Source organism: Jatrophihabitans cynanchi (assembly GCF_027247405.1).
Classification (GTDB): Bacteria; Actinomycetota; Actinomycetes; order Mycobacteriales; family Jatrophihabitantaceae; genus Jatrophihabitans_B; species Jatrophihabitans_B cynanchi.
Genome location: NZ_CP097463.1, coordinates 66685 through 89561, shown reverse-complemented (window position 1 = coordinate 89561; position 22877 = coordinate 66685). Strand labels below are relative to the sequence as shown.

Here is a 22877-nt window from a genome sequence, read left to right as displayed (position 1 = left end):
ACGGTATCCGGGACGGCTCACCAGGCGGCGACGGCTTCGGCCATCAGGTCGCCGAACAGGTACTCGAACTCGGCGCTGACCAGGCCGCGACGCATGAACCAGGCGCACACGTTCTGGCAGTCGCGTCGCAGGTACTCCGCCCCCTGCGGGTTGGCGATCAGGTCGACGACCTGCGGCAGGTCGATCAGCACCAGCCGGCCGTCGTGCACCAGCAGGTTGTACGGCGACAGGTCGCCGTGCGCCAGCCCGGCGCGGGCGAGCAGCCGCATCGCCGCGACGCACTGCTCGAACAGGTCGGCCAGCTCGGCCGCGCCGGGCCGGCACTGCGCCAGGCGCGGCGCGGCAACGCCGTCCGGCGTGCCCAGGAACTCGAGCATGACCTCGGTGCCGGCGAGCTGGACCGGGTACGGCACGGGGGCGCCCGCCTGCCAGAGGCGGCTGAGCGCGGCGAACTCGGCCGCGGCCCACTGGGCGGCCAGCAGCTCCCGTCCGTACGTGGTGCGGTGGGCCATCGCGCGGGTTTCGCGGCTGCGCCGTACCCGCCGGCCCTCGGTGTACCCGGCGTCGCGGTGGAACATGCGGTGCTCGGCGGTGCGGAAGCGCTTGGCCGCCAGGATCGACTCGCGCCCGTCCGGCGCGGTGCGCCGGACGAGGTGGACGTCGGCCTCCTTGCCGGTCTTGAGGACGCCGAGTTCGGTGTCGATCGCGGCCAGGTCGGGGATCACCCAGTCGGGGCGGGGGACCGGGCCGTGGGTGGCGCCGTCCCAACTGGAGTAGTTCGGTTCGATGAATTCAGGTACGTCGGACAGCTGCACTGGCAATCTCCTGGAAGGCGGGCGCTGCCCGCCCGGACCGGGGCGGTGTCAGCGCGGTGATCGGGAGAGCGGGGTCACCCGGGCAACGTCGTGGGACATTTCCGGCCACCTCCTCGTCCGATCGCGGTTCCAGCGGATTTCGTTCCATGTTCCGCGTGCCGGCAACCGGTTATCGCCGCGCCGATAGATTGGGCGGGTGCTGAAGCTCTCCACGCTGTTCCTGCGGACCCTGCGCGACGACCCGGCCGACGCCGAGGTGCCGAGCCACAAACTGCTGGTCCGTGCCGGTTACGTGCGCCGGGTCGCGCCCGGCATCTACTCGTGGCTGCCGTTGGGCCTGGCGGTGCTGGGCAAGGTCGAGCAGATCGTCCGCGAGGAGATGAACGGCATCGGCGCGCAGGAGGTGCACTTCCCGGCGCTGATCCCGCGTGAGATCTTCGAGGTCAGCGGCCGCTGGACCGACTACGGCGAGGGCATCTTCCGACTGCGCGACCGCAAGGACGCGGACTATCTGCTCGCGCCCACGCACGAAGAGCTGTTCACCCTGCTGGTGAAGGGCGAGTACTCCTCGTACAAGGACTATCCGCTGGCGCTGTACCAGATCCAGACGAAGTACCGCGACGAAGCGCGTCCGCGCGCCGGGATCCTGCGCGGCCGCGAGTTCATCATGAAGGACTCCTACTCCTTCGACACCTCCGGCGACGGGCTGGCCGCGTCGTATCGGGCGCACCGCGACGCGTACGAGCGGATCTTCACCAGGCTCGGCTTCGACTACCGCATCGTCTTCGCGGTCTCCGGCGCGATGGGGGGCTCCGCGTCCGAGGAGTTCCTCGCCCCGACGCCGTCCGGCGAGGACACCTTCGTGCAGTGCAGCAACTGCGACTACGCGGCGAACACCGAGGCCGTCGAGATCGCGGCGCCCGAAACGCACAGCGCGAACGAGTACCCGCCGGCTCAGGTGTACGACACGCCGGACACCCCGACGATCGAGACGCTGGTCCACTGCTTCAACTCCCTCGGCCTGGGACGTGAGTTCACCGCCGCGGACACGCTGAAGAACGTGGTGCTGCGGACCCGGGCGCCAGGCGCCGACAGGTGGGATCTGCTCGTGGTGGGCGTGCCGGGTGACCGCGACGTCGACCTCAAGCGACTCGGCGGCCAGCTGGAACCGGTCGAGGTGGAGCAGGCCGGCCCGGACGACCTGGCCACGGTGCCCGAGCTGGTGAAGGGCTACATCGGCCCGCAGCAGTTGGCCGAATGGAAGGTCCGGTACCTGGTCGACCCGCTCGTCGTCGAGGGCAGCTCGTGGATCACCGGCGCCAACGAGCCGGGCAAGCACGCGGCGAACGTGGTGCGCGGCCGCGACTTCGTCCCGGCCGGTGAGATCGGTGCGGTCGAGATCCGCGACGGCGACCGGTGCGCGAAGTGCGGCGCGCCGCTGCAGATCGCGCGCGGCATCGAGCTCGGGCACGTGTTCCAGCTCGGCGAGAAGTATGCCCGGGCCTTCGACCTGACGGCACTCGGCCCGGACGGCAAACCACTGCGCGTGACCATGGGCTCGTACGGGATCGGTATCACCCGGGCCGTCGCCGCGCTGGCCGAGCAGACGCATGACGAGAAGGGGTTGTGCTGGCCGCGCTCGATCGCGCCGGCCGACGTCCACATCGTCGCGACCGGCAAGGACGAGGCGGTGTTCGAGGCATCCGGCCGGATCGCCGACGGGCTCGCTGCGCTGGGAGTGCAGGTGCTCTACGACGACCGGCGGGGCGTCTCGCCGGGCGTGAAGTTCAAGGACGCCGAGCTGCTCGGCGTGCCCACGATCGTGATCGTCGGCAAGGGGCTGGCCGACGGTGTGGTCGAACTGCGCGACCGGCACAGCGACGCGCGCCAGGACGTCCCGCTCGATCAGGCGGTGGCCACGATCTCGGCGGCGTGCCGCTCGTGACGCGCACCGCGCCCTACGGCGAATGGGTCTCGCCGATCTCGGCCGAGATGCTCGCTGCCAGCGGGCACCCGGTCGAGTGCGGCGCATGGGTGGGGCCGGAGCTCTGGTGGTCCGAGCTGCGGCCGACCGAGGGCGGGCGGTACGCGGTCCGGCGCGCCGGCCAGGGTGGCGATCCCGAGGACGTGCTGCCGGCGCCGTGGAACGCGCGCAGCCGGGTGCACGAGTACGGCGGTGGCGCCTGGACCGCCACCGACGGGCAGCAGCTGGTCTTCGTCCACTTCGCCGATCAGCGGCTGTACCGGCTGGACCCCGGCGCCGCCGAGCCGACGCCGCTCACTCCGGACACCGGGACGGACGCACGCTACGGCGAGTTGCAGATCGCCGGGACGGACGTGCTGTGCGTCCGCGAACGCCACGACGCCGGTACGGTGCACCGCGACATCGCGGCCGTCCCGCTCGACGGCTCCGCGGCAGACGACGCCGGCGTTGTCCGCTCGGTGGTGTCGGGCTCGCACTTCCTCGCCTATCCGCGGCTGTCGCCGGACGGGTCGAAGCTCGCCTGGATCGCCTGGGAGCACCCGCAGATGCCGTGGGACGGTACCGAGCTGCGCGTCGCCGACCTCGGGCCGGACGGCGTGTGCGGCGAGCCGCGCGTGCTGCTCGGTTCGGCGACCGAGTCCGTCCTGCAGCCGGAGTGGGCCGACGAGAACACCCTGTACGCGATCAGCGACCGGTCCACGTTCTGGAACCTGTACCGCGTCGGGGTCACCGGGGGAGAACCAGAGCCGCTCTGCCCACGCGATGCGGACTTCGGCGGGCCGCTGTGGCAGCTCGGTGCGGCCTGGTACCGCGTGGTGGACGAGCGTCGGCTGCTGACCGTTCGCACCTTCGGCACCGACTCGCTGGCACTCCTCGACGTCGGTACCGGCGAGCTCACCGACCTCGACCCCGGTTTCCCCGCCGGCTACGCCTGCACGGGCGGGGGGACCTCCATTGGCGCGCTCGGGCGCACCGTGCTCGGGCCGGTGCGCGACGGCCGGGCCCTGATCGTCACCGGCAGCGCGACCGCGCCGTCCGGGCTGCGCGAGCTCGACATCGCGACCGGTGCGGTGACCGACGTCCGGCTCGCGGTCGACGAGGTCCCCGCCGCCGGCTACCTGCCCGAGGCGCAGCTGATGAGCTTCGCCGGCGACAAGCGGACGGTCCACGCGGTCGTCTACCCGCCCCGGAATCAGGACTTCGCCGCGCCCGACGGCGAGCTGCCGCCGTACATTGCCTTCGTGCACGGCGGCCCGACCGCGCACGTGGCACCGGCGCTGTCGTTGACGCACGCGTTCTTCACCAGCCGCGGCATCGGGGTGGTCGACGTCAACTACGGCGGGTCGACCGGGTACGGCCGCGAGTACCGCGACCGGCTACGCGGGCAGTGGGGCGTGATCGATGTCGAGGACACGGTCGCGGCCGTCCGGGGGCTCGGCGCGGCGGGCCTGGCCGATCCGGACCGGCTGGCGATCGAGGGTGGCTCGGCCGGCGGTTGGACCGTGCTCGCCGCGCTCACCGGCACGTCGGCATTCGCCTGCGGAGTCTCGTACTTCGGCGTCGCAGAGCTCGTCCGGTTCGCGCAGGAGACGCACGACTTCGAGTCGCGCTACCTGGACGGCCTGATCGGGCCGCTGCCGGAGGCACGCGAGCTGTACGACACGCGTGCGCCGCTGAACAACGTGGCCGGGCTGTCCTGCCCGGTGCTGTTGCTGCAGGGCCTGGACGACCCGATCGTGCCGCCGGCGCAGGCCGAACTGTTCCGCGACGCGCTGGTGCGCAAGGGGCTGCCGCACGCCTACCGCACCTACGCCGGCGAATCGCACGGGTTCCGCAAGGTGGAGACCATCGTGGACTCGCGTCAGGCCGAGCTCTCGTTCTACGGCCAGATCTTCGGCTTCACCCCGCCGGGCGTCCCGGCGATCGAACTGTGGCGGCCGTAGCACCGCGCCCGCTCGGCGACCTCGTCGAGGCCGGCTGGGCGCAGGCGCTCGCTCCCGTCGCCGGGCAGGTCGCGGCGCTCGGGGAGTTCCTGCGCGCGGAGGTGGCGGCCGGGCGCAGCTACCTGCCGTCCGGCGACAACGTGCTGCGGGCGTTCACCCAGCCGTTCGCGGATGTACGGGTGCTGATCGTCGGCCAGGACCCGTACCCGACCCCGGGGCACCCGATCGGGCTGTCGTTCGCGGTGGAGCGGCACGTGCGGCCGATCCCGCGCAGCCTGCAGAACATCTACCGCGAACTGCGCACCGACCTCGGCATCGCGACGCCCGAGCACGGTGATCTGTCCGCGTGGTCGCGCCAGGGCATCCTGCTGCTCAACCGGGTACTGACGGTGCGGCCGGGCGCGTCCGCCTCGCATCGCGGCAAGGGCTGGGAGGCGGTCACCGAGCAGGCGATCAGGGCGCTGGTCGCGCGCCGGACGCCGCTCGTCGCGATCCTCTGGGGACGCGACGCGCAGACCCTGCAGCCGATGCTCGGCGACGTCCCGAGCGTGGCCTGCGCGCACCCCAGCCCGATGTCGGCCGACCGCGGCTTCTTCGGCTCGAAGGTGTTCAGCCGCGCCAACGCCCTGCTCGAGGAGCAGGGGGCAGAACCCGTCGACTGGACCCTCGACTGACAGTGAGCTCTGGACCCTCGGCTGACTCGGTTCTGCCGACCCAGCGGTGAACCCGCGCCGCGGCGAGATAGTGCTTGCCGGATCAGTCGGGCTCTGCTGGCAAGAATGCATGCAGAGCCCGATCGGCCCGGTACACATGCACAGATACAGACCGACACGCCTGTCCGGGCATCTGACCTGGGCGCTCTACCTACGTCCCGACGGCAAGCCTGGCCGGGCTCTACCTACGTCCCGGCGGCAAGCCTGGCCGGGCTCCACCTACGTCCCGGCGGCAAGCCTGGCCGGGCTCCACCTACGTCCGGGCGGCAAGCCTGGCCGGGCTCCACCTACGTCCCGGCGGCAAGCCTGGCCGGGAAGCCGCCGGTGGCGATCGGGCCCCAGCGTTCCGGCGTGATCCGGATCAGGGACTTGCCCTGCTCCCGCATCGCCTGCCGGTACTCGTCCCAGTCGGTGTGCTCGCCGCTGATGCTGCGGTAGTACTCGACCAACGGCTCCAGCGCTTCCGGGAGGTCGAGCACCTCCGCAGGCCCGTCGACCTGGACCCAGGCGCCGCCGAAGTCGTCCGAGAGCACGAGCACGGCGGCCGCGGGATCGCGCCGCAGGTTGCCCGTCTTGGCCCGCTGCGGGTAGGTCGAGACCATGATCCGGCCCGCCGAGTCGACGCCACCGGTCACCGGGGACGCCTGCGGCCCGCCCGAGCCGCGCCGCGTGATCAGGATCATGTGATGCCGGGGCCGGACGAACTCGAGCAGTCCGGCCAGCTCTACGCGCGTGTTCGTGGCGACGGTTCGGGGCATGCGCCCATTCTGCCCGCCCGCCCGGAGGCAGGGCGCGCGCGTTGTCGGCGGCGGTCATTACCCTCGTGAGGGGACTGCACCGGCCGGCGCCGGTGTTGCGCCCAGGAGCCACCGCCTACCTGATTGGCCACCCTTGAACGACAGACTCGTCATCCGAGGCGCCCGCGAGCACAACCTCAAGGACGTCAATCTGGATCTGCCGCGTGACGCGATGATCGTGTTCACCGGGCTGTCCGGCTCGGGCAAGTCCAGCCTCGCCTTCGACACGATCTTCGCCGAGGGGCAGCGGCGCTACGTCGAGTCGCTGTCCGCGTACGCCCGCCAGTTCCTGGGCCAGATGGACAAGCCGGACGTCGACTTCATCGAGGGCCTGTCCCCGGCGGTCTCGATCGACCAGAAGTCGACCAGCAAGAACCCGCGCTCGACCGTCGGCACCATCACCGAGGTGTACGACTACCTGCGGCTGCTGTACGCCCGCATCGGCCGGCCGCACTGCCCGATCTGTGGCGAGCCGATCACCAAACAGACCCCGCAGCAGATCGTCGACCGGATCCTGGAGATGCCCGACGGCACCCGGTTCCAGGTGCTCGCCCCGGTGATCCGCGAGCGCAAGGGCGAGTACGTCGACCTGTTCGCAGACCTGCAGTCCAAGGGCTTCGCCCGGGTCCGGGTCGACGGCGTGGTGCACTCGCTCACCGAGCCGCCGAAGCTCAAGAAGCAGGAGAAGCACACCATCGAGGCGGTCGTCGACCGGCTCACCGCCAAGGCCTCGAGCAAGCAGCGCATCACCGACTCGGTCGAGACCGCGCTCGGCCTCGCGGGCGGGCTGGTGATCCTGGACTTCGTCGACCTGCCCGAGGACGACGCGCACCGCGAGCGGCGCTACTCCGAACGGCTGGCCTGCCCCAACGACCACCCGCTGGCCGTCGACGACCTCGAACCGCGGTCGTTCTCGTTCAACTCCCCGTTCGGTGCCTGCCCGGTCTGCACCGGCCTCGGCACCCGCAAGGAGGTCGATCCGGAACTGGTCGTCCCCGACCCGGAGCTGAGCCTGGCCGAGGGTGCGATCTCGCCGTGGAACACCGCGCAGACCGGCGAGTACTTCGGCCGGCTGCTGCAGGGTGTGGCCGACGCCGAGGGGTTCGACCTGGACACCCCGTGGGAGGAGCTGCCGGCCCGCGCGCAGAAGGCCGTCCTGCACGGCACCGGCGAGCAGGTGCACGTCAGCTACACGAACCGATACGGCCGCAGGCGCGCGTACTACGCCAACTACGAGGGCGTCGTGCCGTGGATCGAGCGCCGCTACTCCGAGACCGAGAGCGACTACGCCCGGGAGAAGTACGAGGGCTACATGCGCGAGGTGCCCTGCCCCGCGTGCCAGGGAACTCGGCTCAAGCCGGAGATCCTGGCGGTCACGATCGGCGGCCGCTCCATCGCCGAACTGTCCGCGCTGTCCATCGGTGACGCCGCCGAGTGGCTGCGCGACCTCGAGCTGGACGACCGCGAGACCTTCATCGCCGAGCGCGTGCTCAAGGAGGTGCACGCCCGGCTCGGGTTCCTGGTCGACGTCGGGCTGCATTACCTCTCGCTGGACCGCGCCGCCGCGACGCTGGCCGGCGGCGAGGCGCAGCGTATCCGGCTGGCCACCCAGATCGGCTCCGGCCTGGTCGGCGTGCTCTACGTGCTGGACGAGCCGTCGATCGGGCTGCACCAGCGCGACAACCACCGGCTGATCGAGACGCTGGTGCGGCTCAAGAAGCTCGGCAACACGTTGATCGTGGTCGAGCACGACGAGGACACCATTCGCACCGCCGACTGGGTGGTGGACATCGGTCCCCGCGCCGGCGAGCACGGCGGCTCGATCGTGGTCAGCGGGACCGTCGACGAGCTGCTGAACTCGCAGGACTCGATCACCGGCGCCTACCTGTCCGGGCGCCGGACGATCGAGGTGCCCGCCCTCCGGCGGCCGCGGCAGAAGGGCCGCGAGCTGGTCGTCGAGGGGGCGCGCGAGCACAACCTGAAGAACGTCGATGTCGCGTTCCCGCTCGGCTGCTTCGTCGCCGTCACCGGCGTCAGCGGCTCGGGCAAGTCGACGCTGGTCAACGACATCCTGTACGCCTCGCTGGCGAACAAGATCAACGGAGCCAAGCTGCCACCGGGCCGGCACAAGCGGGTGCGCGGGGTCGAGCAGCTCGACAAGGTGGTCGGCGTCGACCAGTCGCCGATCGGGCGCACGCCGCGCTCCAACCCGGCCACCTACACCGGCGTGTTCGACCACATCCGCAAGCTGTTCAGCGAGACGACCGAGGCGAAGATCCGCGGCTACCAGCAGGGCCGGTTCTCCTTCAACGTCAAGGGCGGCCGCTGCGAGAACTGTGCGGGCGACGGCACCATCAAGATCGAGATGAACTTCCTGCCGGACGTCTACGTCCCGTGCGAGGTGTGCAAGGGCGCGCGATACAACCGCGAGACGCTCGAGGTGCACTACAAGGGCAAGACGATCAGCGAAGTCCTGGAGATGCCGATCGAGGAGGCCGCCGAGTTCTTCGCGCCGATCACGAAGATCGCCCGGCACCTGGACACGCTGGTCGACGTCGGTCTCGGCTACGTCCGCCTCGGCCAGCCCGCGCCGACGCTGTCCGGTGGTGAGGCGCAGCGGGTCAAGCTGGCCTCCGAACTGCAGAAGCGCTCCACCGGCCGCACCATCTACGTGCTCGACGAGCCCACCACCGGCCTGCACTTCGAGGACGTGTCGAAGCTGCTCGGCGTGCTGCACTCGCTGGTCGACAAGGGCAACACGGTGATCGTGATCGAGCACAACCTGGACGTGATCAAGACCGCCGACTGGATCGTCGACATGGGCCCGGAGGGTGGCTCCGGGGGCGGCACCGTCGTCGCGGCCGGCACGCCCGAGGACCTGATCGCCGTCGCCGCCTCGCACACCGGCCACTTCCTGCGGCACATGCTCGACGCGCAGCCGCCGGCCAGGACGAGAAAGGCGCCGGTCAAGAAGACCGCTGCCGCGGCCAAGGCGCCTGCCAAGCGGACGGCTGCGGCGACCAAGGCACCGGCACGGCGGCAGCGGGCTGGTGCTGCGGCCGAGCGTGCCGGAGCGACTGCGCCGCCGCCGGGAAAAGCTGACACGCTCGTGTGAGAGTCTGAGGCGATGACCGAGCTGACCGACTTCATCGCCGGGTTGCCCAAGGCCGAACTGCACGTGCACCACGTCGGGTCGGCTTCGCCGCGGATCGTGGCCGAGCTGGCGGCCAGGCACGCCGGCAGCACCCCGGTGCCGGCCGACCCGGCGCTGCTGGCCGACTACTTCACCTTCACCGACTTCGCGCACTTCATCGAGGTGTACCTGTCGGTCGTCGATCTGATCCGCGACCCCGAGGACATCTGGACGCTGACCTACGAGATCGCGCGCGAGCTGGCCGGGCAGAACGTGCGGTACGCGGAGCTGACGCTGACTCCGTACTCCTCGGTGGTGCGCGGGATCGCGGCGGCGGCGTACTGCGAGGCGGTGGAGGACGCGCGCCGACGGGCCGCGGCCGATCACGGCGTGCAGCTGCAGTGGTGCTTCGACATCCCGGGTGAGGCCGGTGTGCCGTCGGCGGACGTCACCTTGCAGGTGGCACTCGAGCAACGCCCGGACGGGCTGGTGAGCTTCGGGCTGGGCGGCCCGGAGCTCGGCGTGCCGCGCCCGCAGTTCGCCCCGCACTTCGCGCGGGCACGCGCGGCCGGGCTGCACAGCGTCCCGCACGCGGGCGAGTCCACCGGGCCCGAGACGATCTGGGACGCGCTGGAGCACCTGGGAGCGGAGCGGATCGGCCACGGCATCGCCGCGGCCCGCGACCCGCGGTTGCTCTCCCACCTGCGGGACACGGGCATCGTGCTGGAGGTGTGCCCGACGTCCAACGTGCGCACCCGCTCGGTGCCCTCGCTGGCCGAACACCCGCTGCCGGCGCTGGTGGCGGCCGGCGTTCGGGTCACCATCAACTCGGACGACCCGCCGATGTTCGCGACGACGCTGAACCACGAGTACGCGGTTGCCGCCGAACTGCTCGGACTCGACGCGGGCGGGGTCGCCGAGCTGGCCCGCGGCGCCGTCCGTGCCTCGTTCCTCGACGACACGGCCAAGGCGACCCTGCTCGGCGAGATCGACGGCTACCTCGCCGACTATCTCGCCGGCTACGACGCGGCTCGGTAGTCGGCCACACCGAGCCTGGCACCCAGTTCGTCGCGTCCGGCCGGTGTCAGCTCGAGCGCGCGGGGTGGCCCTGCGCGCCGGACCCAGCCGGCAGCGAGCAGCTGCTCCAGCACCGCTGCGCCGAGCGCGCCGGCCAGGTGGTAGCGCTGTTCGCTCCAGTCCAGGCAGCAGCGCAGCAGCGGGCGCGAGTCGTCAGGGCGGTCCAGTAGCGGCGCGAGGTCGACGCCGAAGGCGCCGAGGACGTCGCCGGCCGAAGGGCCGAGTGCGAGCGGGCACCGCCGCGACGGAGCGGACAGCCGGTCACCCTCCACCCGGTCCAGCCCGGTCCCGCCGTCGACCCGGACCAGCGCACCGCGTTCGAGCAGACTCGCGGTGAGCGCCACGCCGAGCCGGCCCGCGACATGGTCGTAACAGGTTCGGGCGCGGCGCAGGGCCGCCGCTCGCGTCGACTGCCGCAACGAGCTGACCGGCGGCTGCGGCGCGATCGCCGACAGCGCCTCGACCGCGGCGGCCACGTCGGCGCCGGCCAGCCGGTAGTAGCGGTGCCGGCCGGAGCGCTCCACCTGCAGGATCCCGCCCGCGACGAGCCGGCCCAGGTGCTCGCTCGCGGTCGACGCCGAGATGCCGGACTCCTGCGCCAACACCGAGGCGGGCAGTGCCCTGCCGTCGGACAGCGCGCTGACCATGCGGGCGCGGGACCGGTCGGCCAGCAGCGCCGCGACCGGGGCGATGCTGGGCGCGGACGCGTGAACCGCGGCTGACGCGTGAACCATGGGGCCAGTCTGCCGCGCTCACACTTCGGTGAGCGCCGAAGCGTCAGCGCCGCCGCGGTGGCGCTGCTCGGCGCGGTGGCCGGGCAACCGTCTGAGCCCGCCGGCTTCGTCCGGGCGGTCCACGTGCTGGCAGGCGTGGCGACGGTGCTCTGGCTGCTCGCGTTCGCCGTTGCGCTGCGCGGTGTCGCAGCCGACGACGGCGGCTGAACCGACCCGTTCGAGAAGGGGTTCGCGCTCAAGTTCGCGCACGCCCGCGCCGATGGAAGAAGCGGACGATTCTCGCGCAGCCAGGAGCCTGACCAGCTGATGTTCGCACGCCACGCCACCCGCCTCAGTCCTGTTCGAGTCCGCCGCGCCCGAGCTGTCGGTGCGGCCGTGGTCGCCGCGCTGGTGGTCACGCTCGCGGCGGCGCCGTCGGCAGTGGCGAGCACACCGGGCGCCCCGACGATCAGCCGGCTCTCGCTGCACCGCGGCCTGACCTGGGGCGGCGACCAGGTGATCATCAGCGGCTCCGGCTTCGACGGCATCCACGGCCGCAGGGTCGCCGGCGTCCTGTTCGGCAGGAACAAGGCGGCGTGGATCAGTGTCGTGAACGCGACGACGATCGTGGCGTACACCCCCCAAGTCCGTGACCGGCGGGCGGCGGTCGATCTGCGCGTCGTGCTGCGTGACGGGGCGATGAGCGCCCGCACCCGGGCGGACGTCTTCACCTTCATGCCGGTCACGCGGTACTCGCCGCTCAACGGGGGCTGGAGCGCGGCCGAATCGCGCCGGGTCGCCAACTCGATGATCGGTCGGGCGAAGCGCGTCAACGCCCGGCCCGTCGCTCACAACGCCGGGCGCTGGACTCCGGCGATGGGGCGCTCCGCCGTCAAGCGCGCAGCGGCCTGGCTCGGAATGCCCTACACCTGGGCAGGGGGCAACGCCGCCGGCCCGACGTACGGCTCGTGCTACGGCGACGGGCTGATCGGCAAGTTCGACTGCACGTTCCGGGGCTTCGACTGCTCCGGCCTGACCCTGTACGCGTGGGCGAAGTACCGCCACCTGGACCACTACGCCGCGACGCAGCGCCGCACGGCCGGAAGGTTCCATCCGAGCCTGAGCGAGCTTCAGCCCGGAGACCTGCTCTTCTTCTCCGGTGGCGGCCCGGTGATCAGCCACGTCGTCATGTACGCGGGCCGCGGCAAGGTCATCCAGGCGGCCATGTCCGGTTACCCGGTGCGCTACAACACCCTCGCCGAGGTGCTGGCCGGCGAGCCACGGTACTTCGGCGCGACGCGTCCGATGAGCACCGGCAGGCAGGGCGCCGCGCCGGTGATCACGTCGATGTCCACCTCCCGCAGCAGCACCGGCGGCGGCAGCACGATCACGCTGCACGGCCGGCACCTCGACACCACGGCGCGGGTCGTGTTCGGTTCGACCGGCACCTACCGGTTCACGATCAGGTCTGCCAGCACCATCACGGTCCGGGTTCCCGCGCATCGTGCCCAGACCGTCGGGGTGCAGGTGGTGAACGCGTGGGCCTGGTCGGCACCCACTGCTCGCGCGCGGCTGACCTATATGCAGGCATAACCGCGCCAGCTGCTCAAGTCGGGCGGTGCACCTGCCGAAAGGATCTCCGGACGAGTCCACTCGCCACGCAGCAGGAGTTCACATCGGCATGAGCACCACCCAGGTAGTCGTCGGTCGGCAACCGGTCTTCGACGCGGACCTGGGGGTGATCGGTTACGAGTTGTTGTTCCGCCAGGAAGATCGCGACGAAACGTCCGCCAGTCACCTGCACGACGGCGACGAGATGACGACTGCCGTGTTCCACAGCGCCGTGAGCATCGGTCTGGACCGGCTCGTGGGTGACAAGACGATCTTCTGCAACGCCGACCGAGGGGTCCTCACCGGCGCGGTGCCGATCCCGCTGCCGCCCGAACGCACCGTGGTTGAAGTGCTGGAGTCGGTCCGGTTCGATGCCGAGATCGATGCCGGCTGCCGGGCCCTGCGCGCGGCCGGGTACCGGCTGGCGCTGGATGACTTCGAGTGGTTCGACGGTGCCGAGCGGCTGGTCGAGCAGGCGGCGGTCGTCAAGATCGACGTGCGCCAGCTCGGCCCCGATTCGTCACTGGACCTGATGCAACGCTGCCGCCCCTACGGCGTGCAGTTGCTTGCCGAGAAGGTCGAGACACCCGACGAGCTGGCCTTCTACCGCGGGCACGGTTTCGACCTCTACCAAGGCTTTGCGCTTGCCAGGCCGACCGCGCTCAGTGCCCGCATCCTCGAACCGTCCGCGCTCGGGGTGCTGCAGATTGCCTCGGCCGTCCTCGACGAACGCACCGACTTCGACGAGGTCGAACGCATCCTGCGTCGCGATCCGGCCCTGGCAGTGCAGTTGCTGCAGGTCGCCTCGATCGGACCCGTCGGCGGGTTGCGCCGACCGGTGCGCTCGATCCGGGAGGCGCTCGTACTGCTCGGCACGCACCGGGTGCGCACCTGGATCAGCCTGCTCATGCTCAGGTCATCGAATGCCGGCTCGCCGGACGACCTGGTTACCGTGCTCGCTCGCGCTCGGATGTGCGAGCTGCTCGCCTGCCGCGACAACGCTGAGCAAGCGGCCTTCGCGTTCACGGCCGGAATGGTGTCCGCGCTCGATCGCCTCCTCGGCCTGCCTGCGACGCAGCTGACGACGGTCCTGCCACTGGACGGCCAGTTGCTGGGTGCGGCCTTCGGCACCGACTCCAGCATGGGCCGACTGGTGCATCGGGTGATCGACTTCGAATCCGGTGGGCCGCCCGCCGGGCCGGACGAGGAATTCGCGGCGCTGCGCGACGTATCGGCGAGTGCGCTCGACTGGGCCGTGCGCTCGAGCGTGCAGATCGACGCCGCCTGACGTACCGGTTGACTAGGCTCGGGGGGTGCCCGATCCCTCCGTTTACCGGCCGGCCCCGGGCACCATTCCGGTCGGGCCAGGGGTCTACAAGTTCCGCGACCCGCACGGGCGGGTCATCTACGTCGGCAAGGCCAAGAGCCTGCGCCAGCGGCTCAACTCCTACTTCGCCGACCTGAGCCAACTGCACGCGCGCACCCGGCAGATGGTCACCAGCGCCGCCTCCGTCGAGTGGACCGTGGTCCGCACCGAGGTCGAGGCGCTGCAGCTGGAGTACACCTGGATCAAGGAGTTCGATCCGCGCTTCAACGTGCGCTACCGCGACGACAAGTCCTACCCGTCGCTGGCCGTCACGCTGTACGAGGAGTTCCCCCGGTTGCAGGTCATGCGCGGGCCCAAGCGCAAGGGGGTGCGCTACTTCGGCCCGTACTCGCACGCCTGGGCGATCCGCGAGACGCTGGACCTGCTGCTGCGCGTGTTCCCGGCGCGCACCTGCAGCGCGGGCGTGTTCAAGCGGGCGCAGCAGATCGGCCGGCCGTGCCTGCTCGGCTACATCGGCAAGTGCAGCGCGCCGTGCGTGGGCCGGGTCACCGCGCAGGAGCACCGGCAGATCGTCGATGACTTCTGCGACTTCATGGCCGGCAAGACCGACGTGATGATCCGGCGGCTGGAACGGCGGATGGCCGAGGCCAGCGGCAACCTGGAGTTCGAGCTGGCGGCCCGGTTGCGCGACGACATCGAGGCGCTGCGCCGGGCGCTGGAGAAGCAGGCCGTCGTGCTCGGCGACGGCACCGACGCCGACGTCGTCGCCTTCGCCCAGGACGCGCTCGAGGCGGCGGTGCAGGTGTTCCACGTGCGCGGCGGGCGGGTCCGCGGCCAGCGCGGCTGGGTGGTCGACAAGCTCGAGGAGATCTCGACGGGTGAGCTGGTCGGGCAGTTCGTCACCCAGTTCTACGGCGCCGAGGCCGAACAGGCCGGCGCGTCCATCCCGCGCGAGGTGCTGGTGCCCGCGCTGCCGGAGGATGCCGCGGCACTGGGCGAGTGGCTCAGCCAGCAGCGCGGCGCCCGGGTCGACCTGCGGGTACCCCGCCGAGGCGACAAGCGGGCGTTGGCCGAGACGGTCGCGCGTAACGCCGCGCAGGCGCTCACCCAGCACAAGCTCAAGCGCGCCTCGGACCTCACCGCCCGGTCGCAGGCGCTGGCCGAACTGCAGGACGCGCTGGCGCTGCCGTCGGCCCCGCTGCGCATCGAGTGCTTCGACATCAGCCACGTCCAGGGCACCAACGTCGTGGCCAGCATGGTGGTGTTCGAGGACGGCCTGGCCCGCAAGAGCGAGTACCGGCGCTTCGCGATGCGCTCGGGAACCGGCGACACCGATTGGATCGCCGAGGTGGTCCGCCGCCGTTTCGCCCGGTTCCTGCAGGAGCAGGTGGAGCTGGGCGCGGACGCCGACTCCGACCCGGCCGCCGAGGAGCGCGAGCGGGCCGACGGGCACCCGGCAGCGCTCGTCGAGGGGCCCGAGGGGCGGCTGCGGCCGCGTCGCTTCGCCTACCCCCCGAACCTGCTCGTCGTCGACGGCGGTGCGCCGCAGGTGGCCGCGGCGGCGGCCGTCCTCGCCGACCTCGGCATCGACGACGTCGCGCTGGTCGGCCTGGCCAAGCGGCTGGAGGAGGTGTGGTTGCCGGGGGAGAGCTACCCGACGATCCTGCCGCGCACGTCCGAGGGGCTGTACCTGCTGCAACGGGTGCGCGACGAGGCGCACCGCTTCGCGATCACCTACCACCGGCAGAAGCGGTCCAAAGCGATGACGGTGTCCGCGCTGGACAACATTCCCGGCCTGGGCCGGACGCGCCGCAAGGCGCTGCTGCTGCGCTTCGGCTCGCTGAAGAAGCTGCGCGAGGCCACCGCGGCGGAGATCGCCACCGTGCCGGGCATCGGACCGCGCACCGCCGAGGCGGTCGTGGCCGCCGTCGCCCCCGAAGGCGGCACGGGCACCGTGCGCGGCGACAAAGAGCGCGGGAACGACGAAGATGGTGCGAGCACGAGGGACAGGGAGAACATGTGACGGTCGACGCGACGGCGCTGATGGCGCCGGAGACCATCGTCGTCACCGGACTGTCCGGGGCCGGGCGCAGCACCGCGGCGAAGTGCTTCGAGGATCTCGGCTACTTCGTCGTCGACAACCTGCCGCCGGAGCTGGTGATCACTCTCGTCGACCTGGTCGCGCGCACCCAGGGCCAGGTGAGCCGGCTGGCCGTGGTCATGGACGTGCGGGGCCGCGCGTTCTCGTCGGACATCGCCGGTGTGTTGCGCGAGCTCACCGATCGCGGCATGCGCCCGCGAGTGCTGTTCCTCGAGGCGTCCGACGACGTGCTGGTGCGCCGGTACGAGAGCGTGCGGCGGGAGCACCCGCTGCAGGGCGACGGGCGCCTGGTCGACGGCATCGCGGCCGAGCGCACCCTGCTCGAGGGGGTGCGCGAGGACGCCGACCTGATCCTGGACACCTCGGGCCGCTCGGTGCACGAACTGCGCCACGCCATCGAGACCTCGTTCCTCGGCGGCCACCTTCCGGAGGGCCGGCCCGAGTTGCGCGCGACCGTGGTGTCCTTCGGTTTCAAGTACGGGCTGCCGGTGGATGCCGACCTGGTGGTCGATGTCCGCTTCCTGCCGAACCCGTTCTGGACGCCGGAGCTGCGCGAGCTCACCGGCCTGGACCAGCCGGTCCGCGACTTCGTCCTCGGCCAGCCGGACGCCGTTCCGTTCCTGGACCGGTACACCGACCTGCTGCAGATCATCACCGACGGCTACCGCCGCGAGAGCAAGCGCTATCTGACCCTGGCGGTCGGCTGCACCGGCGGCAAGCACCGTTCAGTGGTCCTGGCCCGCGAGTTGGCCGACCGGCTGTCGGCGGCCGGCGTCCAGACGACGATCGTCAACCGCGACCTCGGCCGCGAATGAGCGGGTTCAAGGCCGTGGCGCTCGGCGGCGGGCACGGGCTGCATGCCTCGCTGTCCGCCTTACGGGTGCTGACGAACGAGCTCACCGCGGTCGTCACCGTTGCCGACGACGGCGGCTCGTCCGGCCGAATCCGGCGCGAGATGAACGTGCTCCCGCCCGGCGATCTGCGAATGGCCCTGGTGGCGCTGGCCGGCAGCGCGCCGCAGCACCAGTACTGGGCCGAGCTGCTGCAGCACCGCTTCGGCGGCGACGGCGTGCTCGTGGGACACCCGGTCGGGAATCTGCTGCTGACCGGGATGATCGACCACGGCGAGGACCCGCGCCGCGCCCTGGCCGTCCTCGGCGAACTGGTCGGCGCAGTGGGCCGGGTGCTGCCGATGAGCCCCGCACCGCTGGACCTGATTGCCGAGGCGGACCGGTTCGACCCGGAGGATCCGGATCGGGTGCGACGCGTTCGCGGCCAGTCGTCGATCGCGGCCACCCCGGGCCGGGTGCGCTCGGTCCGGCTCACCGCGCCGGGTGCGCCCGCGTGTGCCGAGGCGGTCGACGCGGTGCGCGAGGCGGACGTCGTCGTGCTCGGGCCCGGTTCGTGGTTCACCAGCGTCATCCCGCACCTGCTGCTGCGCGAGCTGGGCAGTGCGCTGGCGACCACGCGGGCCCGCGTGCTGGTCGTGCTGAACCTGGTTCCCCAAGCGGGCGAGACCGACGAGTACTCGCCGGCGGACCTGTTGCGCGTGCTGCTCGCCCATGCCGAGCCGTTCGGCGGGCTGAACATCCACGCGGTTCTCGCCGACCACGACGCCGTGCTGGACCGCAAGGAACTCGAGGGCTTCGCGCGCGCGATCGGGACGCGTCTCGTACTGTCGAGGCTCGCCGCGAAGGACAGCGCGGAACGGCACGACCCGGACCGGCTGAGCGAGGCAATCAGCCGCGCTCTGGACGGCGGGGACAGCGAAAGGGTGGACGCATGGCGATGACCGCCGCGGTGAAGGACGAGCTGAGCCGGATACCGGTCTCCAAGCTGTCGGCGCGCAAGTCCGAGCTGGCGACGATGCTGCGCTTCGCCGGTGCGCTGCACCTGATCGGCGGGCACATCGTCATCGAGGCGGAGCTGGACACCGGGTCGGTCGCCCGCCGGCTGCGGAAGGAGATCGCCGAGATCTTCGGGCACGGCTCCGAGGTGCAGATCGTCGCCGGCGGCGGGCTGCGCAAGGGCAGCCGTTACCTGGTGCGGGTCAGCCGCGACGGGGAAGGGCTGGCGCGGCAGACCGGGCTGGTCGACCTGCGCGGCCGGCCGGTGAAGGGGCTGCCGCACCACGTCGTCGCGGGCGGGATCGCCGACGCCGAGGCCGCCTGGCGCGGAGCGTTCCTCGCGCACGGCTCGCTGACCGAACCCGGCCGCGCGTGCGCGCTGGAGATCACCTGCCCGTCCGCCGAGGCCGCGCTGGCACTGGTAGGGGTGGGCCGGCGGTTGGGCGTGCAGGCCAAGGCCCGCGAAGTGCGCGGCAATGACCGGGTCGTGGTGCGTGACGGCGAGATGATCGGCGCGCTGCTGACGCGCATCGGCGCGCACGAGTCGGTGATGGCGTGGGAGGAGAGGCGGATGCGCCGCGAGGTGCGCGCCACCGCGAACCGGTTGGCCAACTTCGACGACGCCAACCTGCGCCGCTCCGCACGAGCCGCGGTCGCTGCCGGCGCCCGGGTCGAGCGGGCGCTGCAGATCATGGGCGACGACGCGCCGGCGCACCTGCTGCAGGCCGGTGCGCTGCGCCTGGAGCACAAGCAGGCCTCGCTTGAGGAACTCGGCGCGCTCTCCGAACCGGTGATGACCAAGGACGCCGTCGCCGGGCGAATCCGCCGGCTGCTGGCCATGGCCGACAAGCGGGCCGCCGAGCTGGGCATCCCGGACACCGAGTCCGCGGTCACCCCGGACATGCTGGGGCCGTGAACCGGGCGGCGGCAACCGGATAGGGTTGGGACGAGACGCCGCAGCGCCGCGGCACACGTCGTTCGTCAATAGTCCGTACAGGGAGTCAGTGCAGTGACCGTTCGCGTGGGCATCAACGGATTTGGCCGGATCGGCCGCAACTTCTTCCGCGCCGTGGCCGCGTCGGGCGCGGACATCGAGATCGTCGCCGCGAACGACCTCGGCGACGTCACGACGATGGCGCACCTGCTCAAGTACGACTCGGTGCTCGGCCGCTTCCCGCAGCCGGTGGCCGTGCACGCCGACGGCATCCAGGTCGGCGAGAACGTCCTCAAGATCCTCGCCGAGCGCGACCCGGCCGCCCTGCCGTGGGGTGACCTCGGCGTCGACGTCGTCATCGAGTCCACCGGGTTCTTCACCAAGGCCGCCGACGCGCGCAAGCACCTCGACGCGGGCGCCAAGAAGGTGATCATCTCCGCTCCCGCGAGCGGCGAGGACGTCACGATCGTGATGGGCGTCAACCACGACGACTACGACGCGACCAAGCACGCGATCATCTCGAATGCCTCGTGCACCACCAACTGCCTCGGCCCGCTGGCGAAGGTCCTCGACGATGCGTACGGCATCGAGAAGGGCCTGATGACGACCATCCACGCGTACACCCAGGACCAGAACCTGCAGGACGCGCCGCACAAGGACCTCCGTCGCGCGCGCGCCGCCGCGATCAACATCGTCCCGACCTCCACCGGCGCGGCGAAGGCGATCGGGCTGGTGCTGCCGAACCTGAAGGGCAAGCTGGACGGGTACGCGCTGCGCGTGCCGGTGCCGACGGGCTCGGCTACCGACCTGACCGTCGAGGTGCGTGCCACACCCACGGTGGACGAGGTCAAGGCCGCCTACCGGGCCGCTGCCGACGGCGCGCTCAAGGGCTACCTCACCTACACCGACGACCCGATCGTCAGCTCGGACATCGTCACCGACCCGTCCTCGTGCATCTACGACGCCGGGCTGACCAAGGTGATCGGCAACCAGATCAAGGTGGTCGGCTGGTACGACAACGAGTGGGGCTACTCCAACCGGCTCGCGGACCTGGTGCTGCTCGTCGGTTCGACGCTGTAGGGCGGTGCCGCGATGCGCAGCGTCGACGACCTGATCAAGCGCGGCGTCACCGGCCGGCGGATCCTGGTGCGGTCCGACCTCAACGTCCCGATCAAGGACGGAGCGGTTGCCGACGACGGTCGCATCCGCGCGTCGCTGCCGGTGCTCACCAAGCTGCTCGATCACGGCGCGCGGGTCATCGTGGCGGCGCACCTGGGCCGTCCCAAGGGCGCGCCCGACCCGGCGTACTCGCTACGGCCGGTTGCGGACCGGCTCGCCCAACTGCTCGGCCGGCCGGTCGGGTTCGCGCTCGACACGGTGGGTGAGAGCGCCCGGCTGCTGGCGTCCGACCTCAAGGACGGCGACCTGCTGCTGCTGGAGAACGTCCGGTTCAACCCGGGGGAGACCAGCAAGGACGACGCCGAGCGGCACGAGTTCGCCAAGCGCCTGGCCTTGCTGACCGGCGGCGACGACGACGCCGGGGCGTTCGTGGAGGACGCGTTCGGTGCGGTGCACCGCAAGCACGCCTCGGTGTACGACGTGGCCACGCTGCTGCCGCACTACGGCGGCGACCTGGTGCGCGACGAGCTGACGGTGCTGCGCGAACTGACCGGCGATCCGGCCCGGCCGTACGCCGTGGTGCTCGGCGGCTCGAAGGTCAGCGACAAGCTCGCGGTGATCAACTCGCTGCTGCCCAAGGTGGACAAGCTCCTGGTGGGCGGCGGGATGTGCTTCACGTTCCTCGCCGCACAAGGCCACGAGGTGGGTGACTCGCTGCTCGAGCCGGACCAGCTCGAGGCGTGCCGGGCGTTCCTGCGCGAGGCCGCCGACAAGATCGTGCTCCCCGCCGACATCGTGGTCGCCACCGAGATCACCGACGACGCGCAGACGCAGCTCGTCGCGGCCGACGCGATCCCGCCCGGGTCGAAAGGGCTGGACATCGGGCCGGAGTCGGTGCGGGCGTTCGCCGCGGTGCTGGCCGAGGCCCGGACCGTGTTCTGGAACGGGCCGATGGGCGTGTTCGAGGTGGCCCCGTTCGCGGCCGGCACGAAGGGAGTCGCCGAGGCGGTGGCCGCGGTCGACGGCCTGTCCGTCGTGGGTGGTGGCGACTCGGCCGCCGCGGTCCGCGCCCTCGGCCTGGACGCCAACGCGTTCGGCCACATCTCGACCGGCGGCGGCGCGTCGCTGGAGTTCCTCGAGGGCAAGACGTTGCCCGGCGTCGCGGTCCTGGACGAGGCCTGAGTGGCCAAGACCGTGCGCAAACCGCTCATCGCCGGCAACTGGAAGATGAACCTGAACCACCTCGAGGCGATCGCGCTGGTGCAGAAGATCGCGTTCAGCCTCAAGGAGGAGCACTACGCCGCGGTCGACGCGACGGTGCTGCCGCCGTTCGTCGACATCCGTAGCGTGCAGACCCTCGTCGACGGCGACCGGCTGCTGCTGACCTACGGCGCGCAGGACCTGTCCCCGCACGATTCGGGCGCCTACACCGGTGACGTGTCCGGCCCGATGCTGGCCAAGCTCGGCTGCACGTTCGTGGTCGTCGGCCACTCGGAGCGGCGCCAGCATCACCACGAAGACGACCAGCTCGTCAACGCCAAGGTGCGCGCCGCGTTCCGCAACGGGCTGACGCCGATCGTGTGCACCGGCGAGTCGCTCGAGATCCGCGAGCAGCTCGGCCACCTCGAGCACTGCGAACTGCAGATCGACGCGGCTCTCGAGGGCGTGAGCGCCGAGCAGGCCGCGTCGGTCGTGATCGCCTACGAGCCGGTCTGGGCGATCGGCACCGGCAGGGTCGCCACGCCGGAGGACGCCCAGCAGGTGTGTGCGGCGATCCGCAGGCGCATCGCCGGACGCTTCTCGGCCGAGGTCGCCGACGCGGTGCGCATCCTCTACGGCGGCTCGGTCAAGGCCGCCAACGCCGGCGAGCTGCTGGCCGCACCGGACGTCGACGGGGCGCTGGTAGGTGGCGCGAGCCTGGACGGCGCCGAGTTCGCCACGATCTGCCTCGCCGCCGGCGCGGCGGGCACGGCGGGTTCGGCGCGCTGATCGCAAGGTAGGCTGTTCGGGCTGGACCACGACAGCGCAACGAGGACTCTTTTCGGAAGCATGAGGCGCCAACCGCAATGATCTTGACCCTGTCGATCGTGATGGTCGCCGTGAGCCTGTTGCTCATCGTGCTGGTGTTGCTGCACCGCGGCAAGGGCGGCGGGCTGTCCTCGATGTTGGGCGGCTCGTTCTACTCGAACCTGTCCGGCTCGTCCGTCGTCGAGCGCAACCTGGACCGGCTCACCGTGATCGCCGGCGTCGTGTGGACGATCTGCATCATCGGGTTGGCGCTGCTGTACAAGAACACCGGCTGAGCCCCGGCGCCCGCCCGCAACGGGCGGAACGGGCACGTCGAACATCGCTGGTGACGACACTGGACTGGTTACGACATCGGAGGAGACGCAGGTGGCAGGTGGCAACGCGATCCGGGGGAGTCGAGTCGGCGCCGGTCCGATGGGCGAGCGGGAGCGCGGCGAGTCCGCCCCCCGCCAGGTGGTCTCGTTCTTCTGCGCCAACGGGCACGAGGTGCGCCCGGCGTTCGCGGTCGAGGCCGTGCTGCCGGACACGTGGGACTGCCCGCGCTGCGGGTACCCGGCCGGTCGCGAGTCCACGACGCCGCCCAACGCACCGCGCAACGAGCCGTACAAGACGCACCTGGCCTACGTGAAGGAGCGCCGCTCGGACGCCGACGGCGCCGCGATCCTGGAAGAGGCGCTGGCCAAGCTCAAGGCGCGCCGCGGCGAGGGCTGAAGGCCACGCCGGTCAGGCGCCGGG

20 protein-coding genes are annotated in these 22877 nt (G+C 71.4%); 17 read left to right on the top strand and 3 right to left on the bottom strand.

The window, feature by feature from the left end; genetic code table 11:
• Positions 1 to 17: 17 nt before the first annotated feature.
• On the bottom strand, positions 18 to 821 hold the full coding sequence (locus M6B22_RS00410; RefSeq protein WP_407935575.1) for a serine protein kinase RIO: 804 nt from the start codon (positions 819 to 821) through the stop codon (positions 18 to 20).
• 190 nt (positions 822 to 1011) lie between these two features.
• Between M6B22_RS00410 and M6B22_RS00405 the strand changes: the two genes are divergently transcribed.
• From M6B22_RS00405 to M6B22_RS00395, 3 genes are read left to right on the top strand one after another with little or no spacing between them, the layout of a single operon-like run.
• The gene (locus M6B22_RS00405) at positions 1012 to 2760 is read left to right on the top strand and encodes a proline--tRNA ligase (protein ID WP_269443784.1); all 1749 of its coding nucleotides are present in this window, start codon (positions 1012 to 1014) and stop codon (positions 2758 to 2760) included.
• A gap of 47 nt (positions 2761 to 2807) precedes the next feature.
• The gene (locus tag M6B22_RS00400; protein WP_407935770.1) at positions 2808 to 4742 is read left to right on the top strand and encodes a dipeptidyl-peptidase 5; all 1935 of its coding nucleotides are present in this window, start codon (positions 2808 to 2810) and stop codon (positions 4740 to 4742) included.
• On the top strand, positions 4730 to 5416 hold the full coding sequence (locus tag M6B22_RS00395) for a uracil-DNA glycosylase (RefSeq protein WP_269443782.1): 687 nt from the start codon (positions 4730 to 4732) through the stop codon (positions 5414 to 5416). The genes M6B22_RS00400 and M6B22_RS00395 overlap by 13 nt, the downstream gene beginning before the upstream one ends.
• A gap of 326 nt (positions 5417 to 5742) precedes the next feature.
• On the opposite strand, the gene M6B22_RS00390 is transcribed toward M6B22_RS00395, so the two are convergent.
• Positions 5743 to 6213: a PPOX class F420-dependent oxidoreductase gene (locus M6B22_RS00390; protein WP_269443781.1), complete on the bottom strand. Its 471-nt coding sequence runs from the start codon at positions 6211 to 6213 to the stop codon at positions 5743 to 5745.
• Between the two features lie 133 nt (positions 6214 to 6346).
• On the opposite strand from M6B22_RS00390, the gene uvrA reads away from it, so the two are divergent.
• Positions 6347 to 9367: an excinuclease ABC subunit UvrA gene (gene uvrA, locus M6B22_RS00385; RefSeq protein WP_269443780.1), complete on the top strand. Its 3021-nt coding sequence runs from the start codon at positions 6347 to 6349 to the stop codon at positions 9365 to 9367.
• Between the two features lie 12 nt (positions 9368 to 9379).
• Complete coding sequence (locus M6B22_RS00380; protein ID WP_269443779.1) at positions 9380 to 10423, top strand: adenosine deaminase; 1044 nt, start codon at positions 9380 to 9382, stop codon at positions 10421 to 10423.
• Here M6B22_RS00380 and M6B22_RS00375 read toward each other — a convergent pair.
• Positions 10405 to 11196 (bottom strand): ArsR/SmtB family transcription factor, encoded by a 792-nt coding sequence (locus tag M6B22_RS00375; protein WP_269443778.1) that lies wholly within the window; start codon positions 11194 to 11196, stop codon positions 10405 to 10407. The two genes, M6B22_RS00380 and M6B22_RS00375, sit on opposite strands and share 19 nt — an antisense overlap.
• Between M6B22_RS00375 and M6B22_RS00370 the strand changes: the two genes are divergently transcribed.
• The 12 genes from M6B22_RS00370 (at position 11188) to M6B22_RS00315 (ending at position 22853) form a co-directional block, all read left to right on the top strand.
• Positions 11188 to 11403, top strand: coding sequence for a hypothetical protein (locus M6B22_RS00370; protein WP_269443777.1), 216 nt, complete (start codon positions 11188 to 11190; stop codon positions 11401 to 11403). The genes M6B22_RS00375 and M6B22_RS00370 overlap by 9 nt on opposite strands.
• A gap of 99 nt (positions 11404 to 11502) precedes the next feature.
• The gene (locus M6B22_RS00365; RefSeq protein WP_269443776.1) at positions 11503 to 12768 is read left to right on the top strand and encodes an IPT/TIG domain-containing protein; all 1266 of its coding nucleotides are present in this window, start codon (positions 11503 to 11505) and stop codon (positions 12766 to 12768) included.
• An 88-nt stretch (positions 12769 to 12856) separates the two neighbouring features.
• On the top strand, positions 12857 to 14074 hold the full coding sequence (locus tag M6B22_RS00360) for an EAL and HDOD domain-containing protein (protein WP_269443775.1): 1218 nt from the start codon (positions 12857 to 12859) through the stop codon (positions 14072 to 14074).
• 25 nt (positions 14075 to 14099) lie between these two features.
• The gene (uvrC, locus tag M6B22_RS00355; RefSeq protein ID WP_269443774.1) at positions 14100 to 16136 is read left to right on the top strand and encodes an excinuclease ABC subunit UvrC; all 2037 of its coding nucleotides are present in this window, start codon (positions 14100 to 14102) and stop codon (positions 16134 to 16136) included.
• Positions 16137 to 16156: 20 nt separating this feature from the next.
• The gene (rapZ, locus tag M6B22_RS00350; protein WP_407935769.1) at positions 16157 to 17029 is read left to right on the top strand and encodes an RNase adapter RapZ; all 873 of its coding nucleotides are present in this window, start codon (positions 16157 to 16159) and stop codon (positions 17027 to 17029) included.
• Positions 17026 to 18006, top strand: a complete 981-nt coding sequence (locus M6B22_RS00345; RefSeq protein WP_269443772.1) for a gluconeogenesis factor YvcK family protein — start codon at positions 17026 to 17028, stop codon at positions 18004 to 18006. Before rapZ ends, M6B22_RS00345 begins: the two co-directional genes overlap by 4 nt.
• Positions 17997 to 18977, top strand: a complete 981-nt coding sequence (gene whiA, locus M6B22_RS00340) for a DNA-binding protein WhiA (RefSeq protein WP_269443771.1) — start codon at positions 17997 to 17999, stop codon at positions 18975 to 18977. Before M6B22_RS00345 ends, whiA begins: the two co-directional genes overlap by 10 nt.
• Before the next feature lie 93 nt (positions 18978 to 19070).
• A complete protein-coding gene (gene gap, locus M6B22_RS00335; protein WP_269443770.1) occupies positions 19071 to 20075 on the top strand; it encodes a type I glyceraldehyde-3-phosphate dehydrogenase in 1005 nt (334 codons plus the stop codon).
• 12 nt (positions 20076 to 20087) lie between these two features.
• Positions 20088 to 21296: a phosphoglycerate kinase gene (locus M6B22_RS00330; RefSeq protein WP_269443769.1), complete on the top strand. Its 1209-nt coding sequence runs from the start codon at positions 20088 to 20090 to the stop codon at positions 21294 to 21296.
• A gap of 45 nt (positions 21297 to 21341) precedes the next feature.
• Positions 21342 to 22103: a triose-phosphate isomerase gene (gene tpiA / locus M6B22_RS00325; RefSeq protein ID WP_407935768.1), complete on the top strand. Its 762-nt coding sequence runs from the start codon at positions 21342 to 21344 to the stop codon at positions 22101 to 22103.
• 77 nt (positions 22104 to 22180) lie between these two features.
• Entirely contained in the window at positions 22181 to 22417 is a 237-nt protein-coding gene (gene secG, locus M6B22_RS00320; protein WP_269443767.1) for a preprotein translocase subunit SecG, read from the top strand.
• Positions 22418 to 22508: 91 nt separating this feature from the next.
• Positions 22509 to 22853 (top strand): RNA polymerase-binding protein RbpA, encoded by a 345-nt coding sequence (locus M6B22_RS00315; RefSeq protein ID WP_269443766.1) that lies wholly within the window; start codon positions 22509 to 22511, stop codon positions 22851 to 22853.
• Positions 22854 to 22877: the final 24 nt, after the last annotated feature.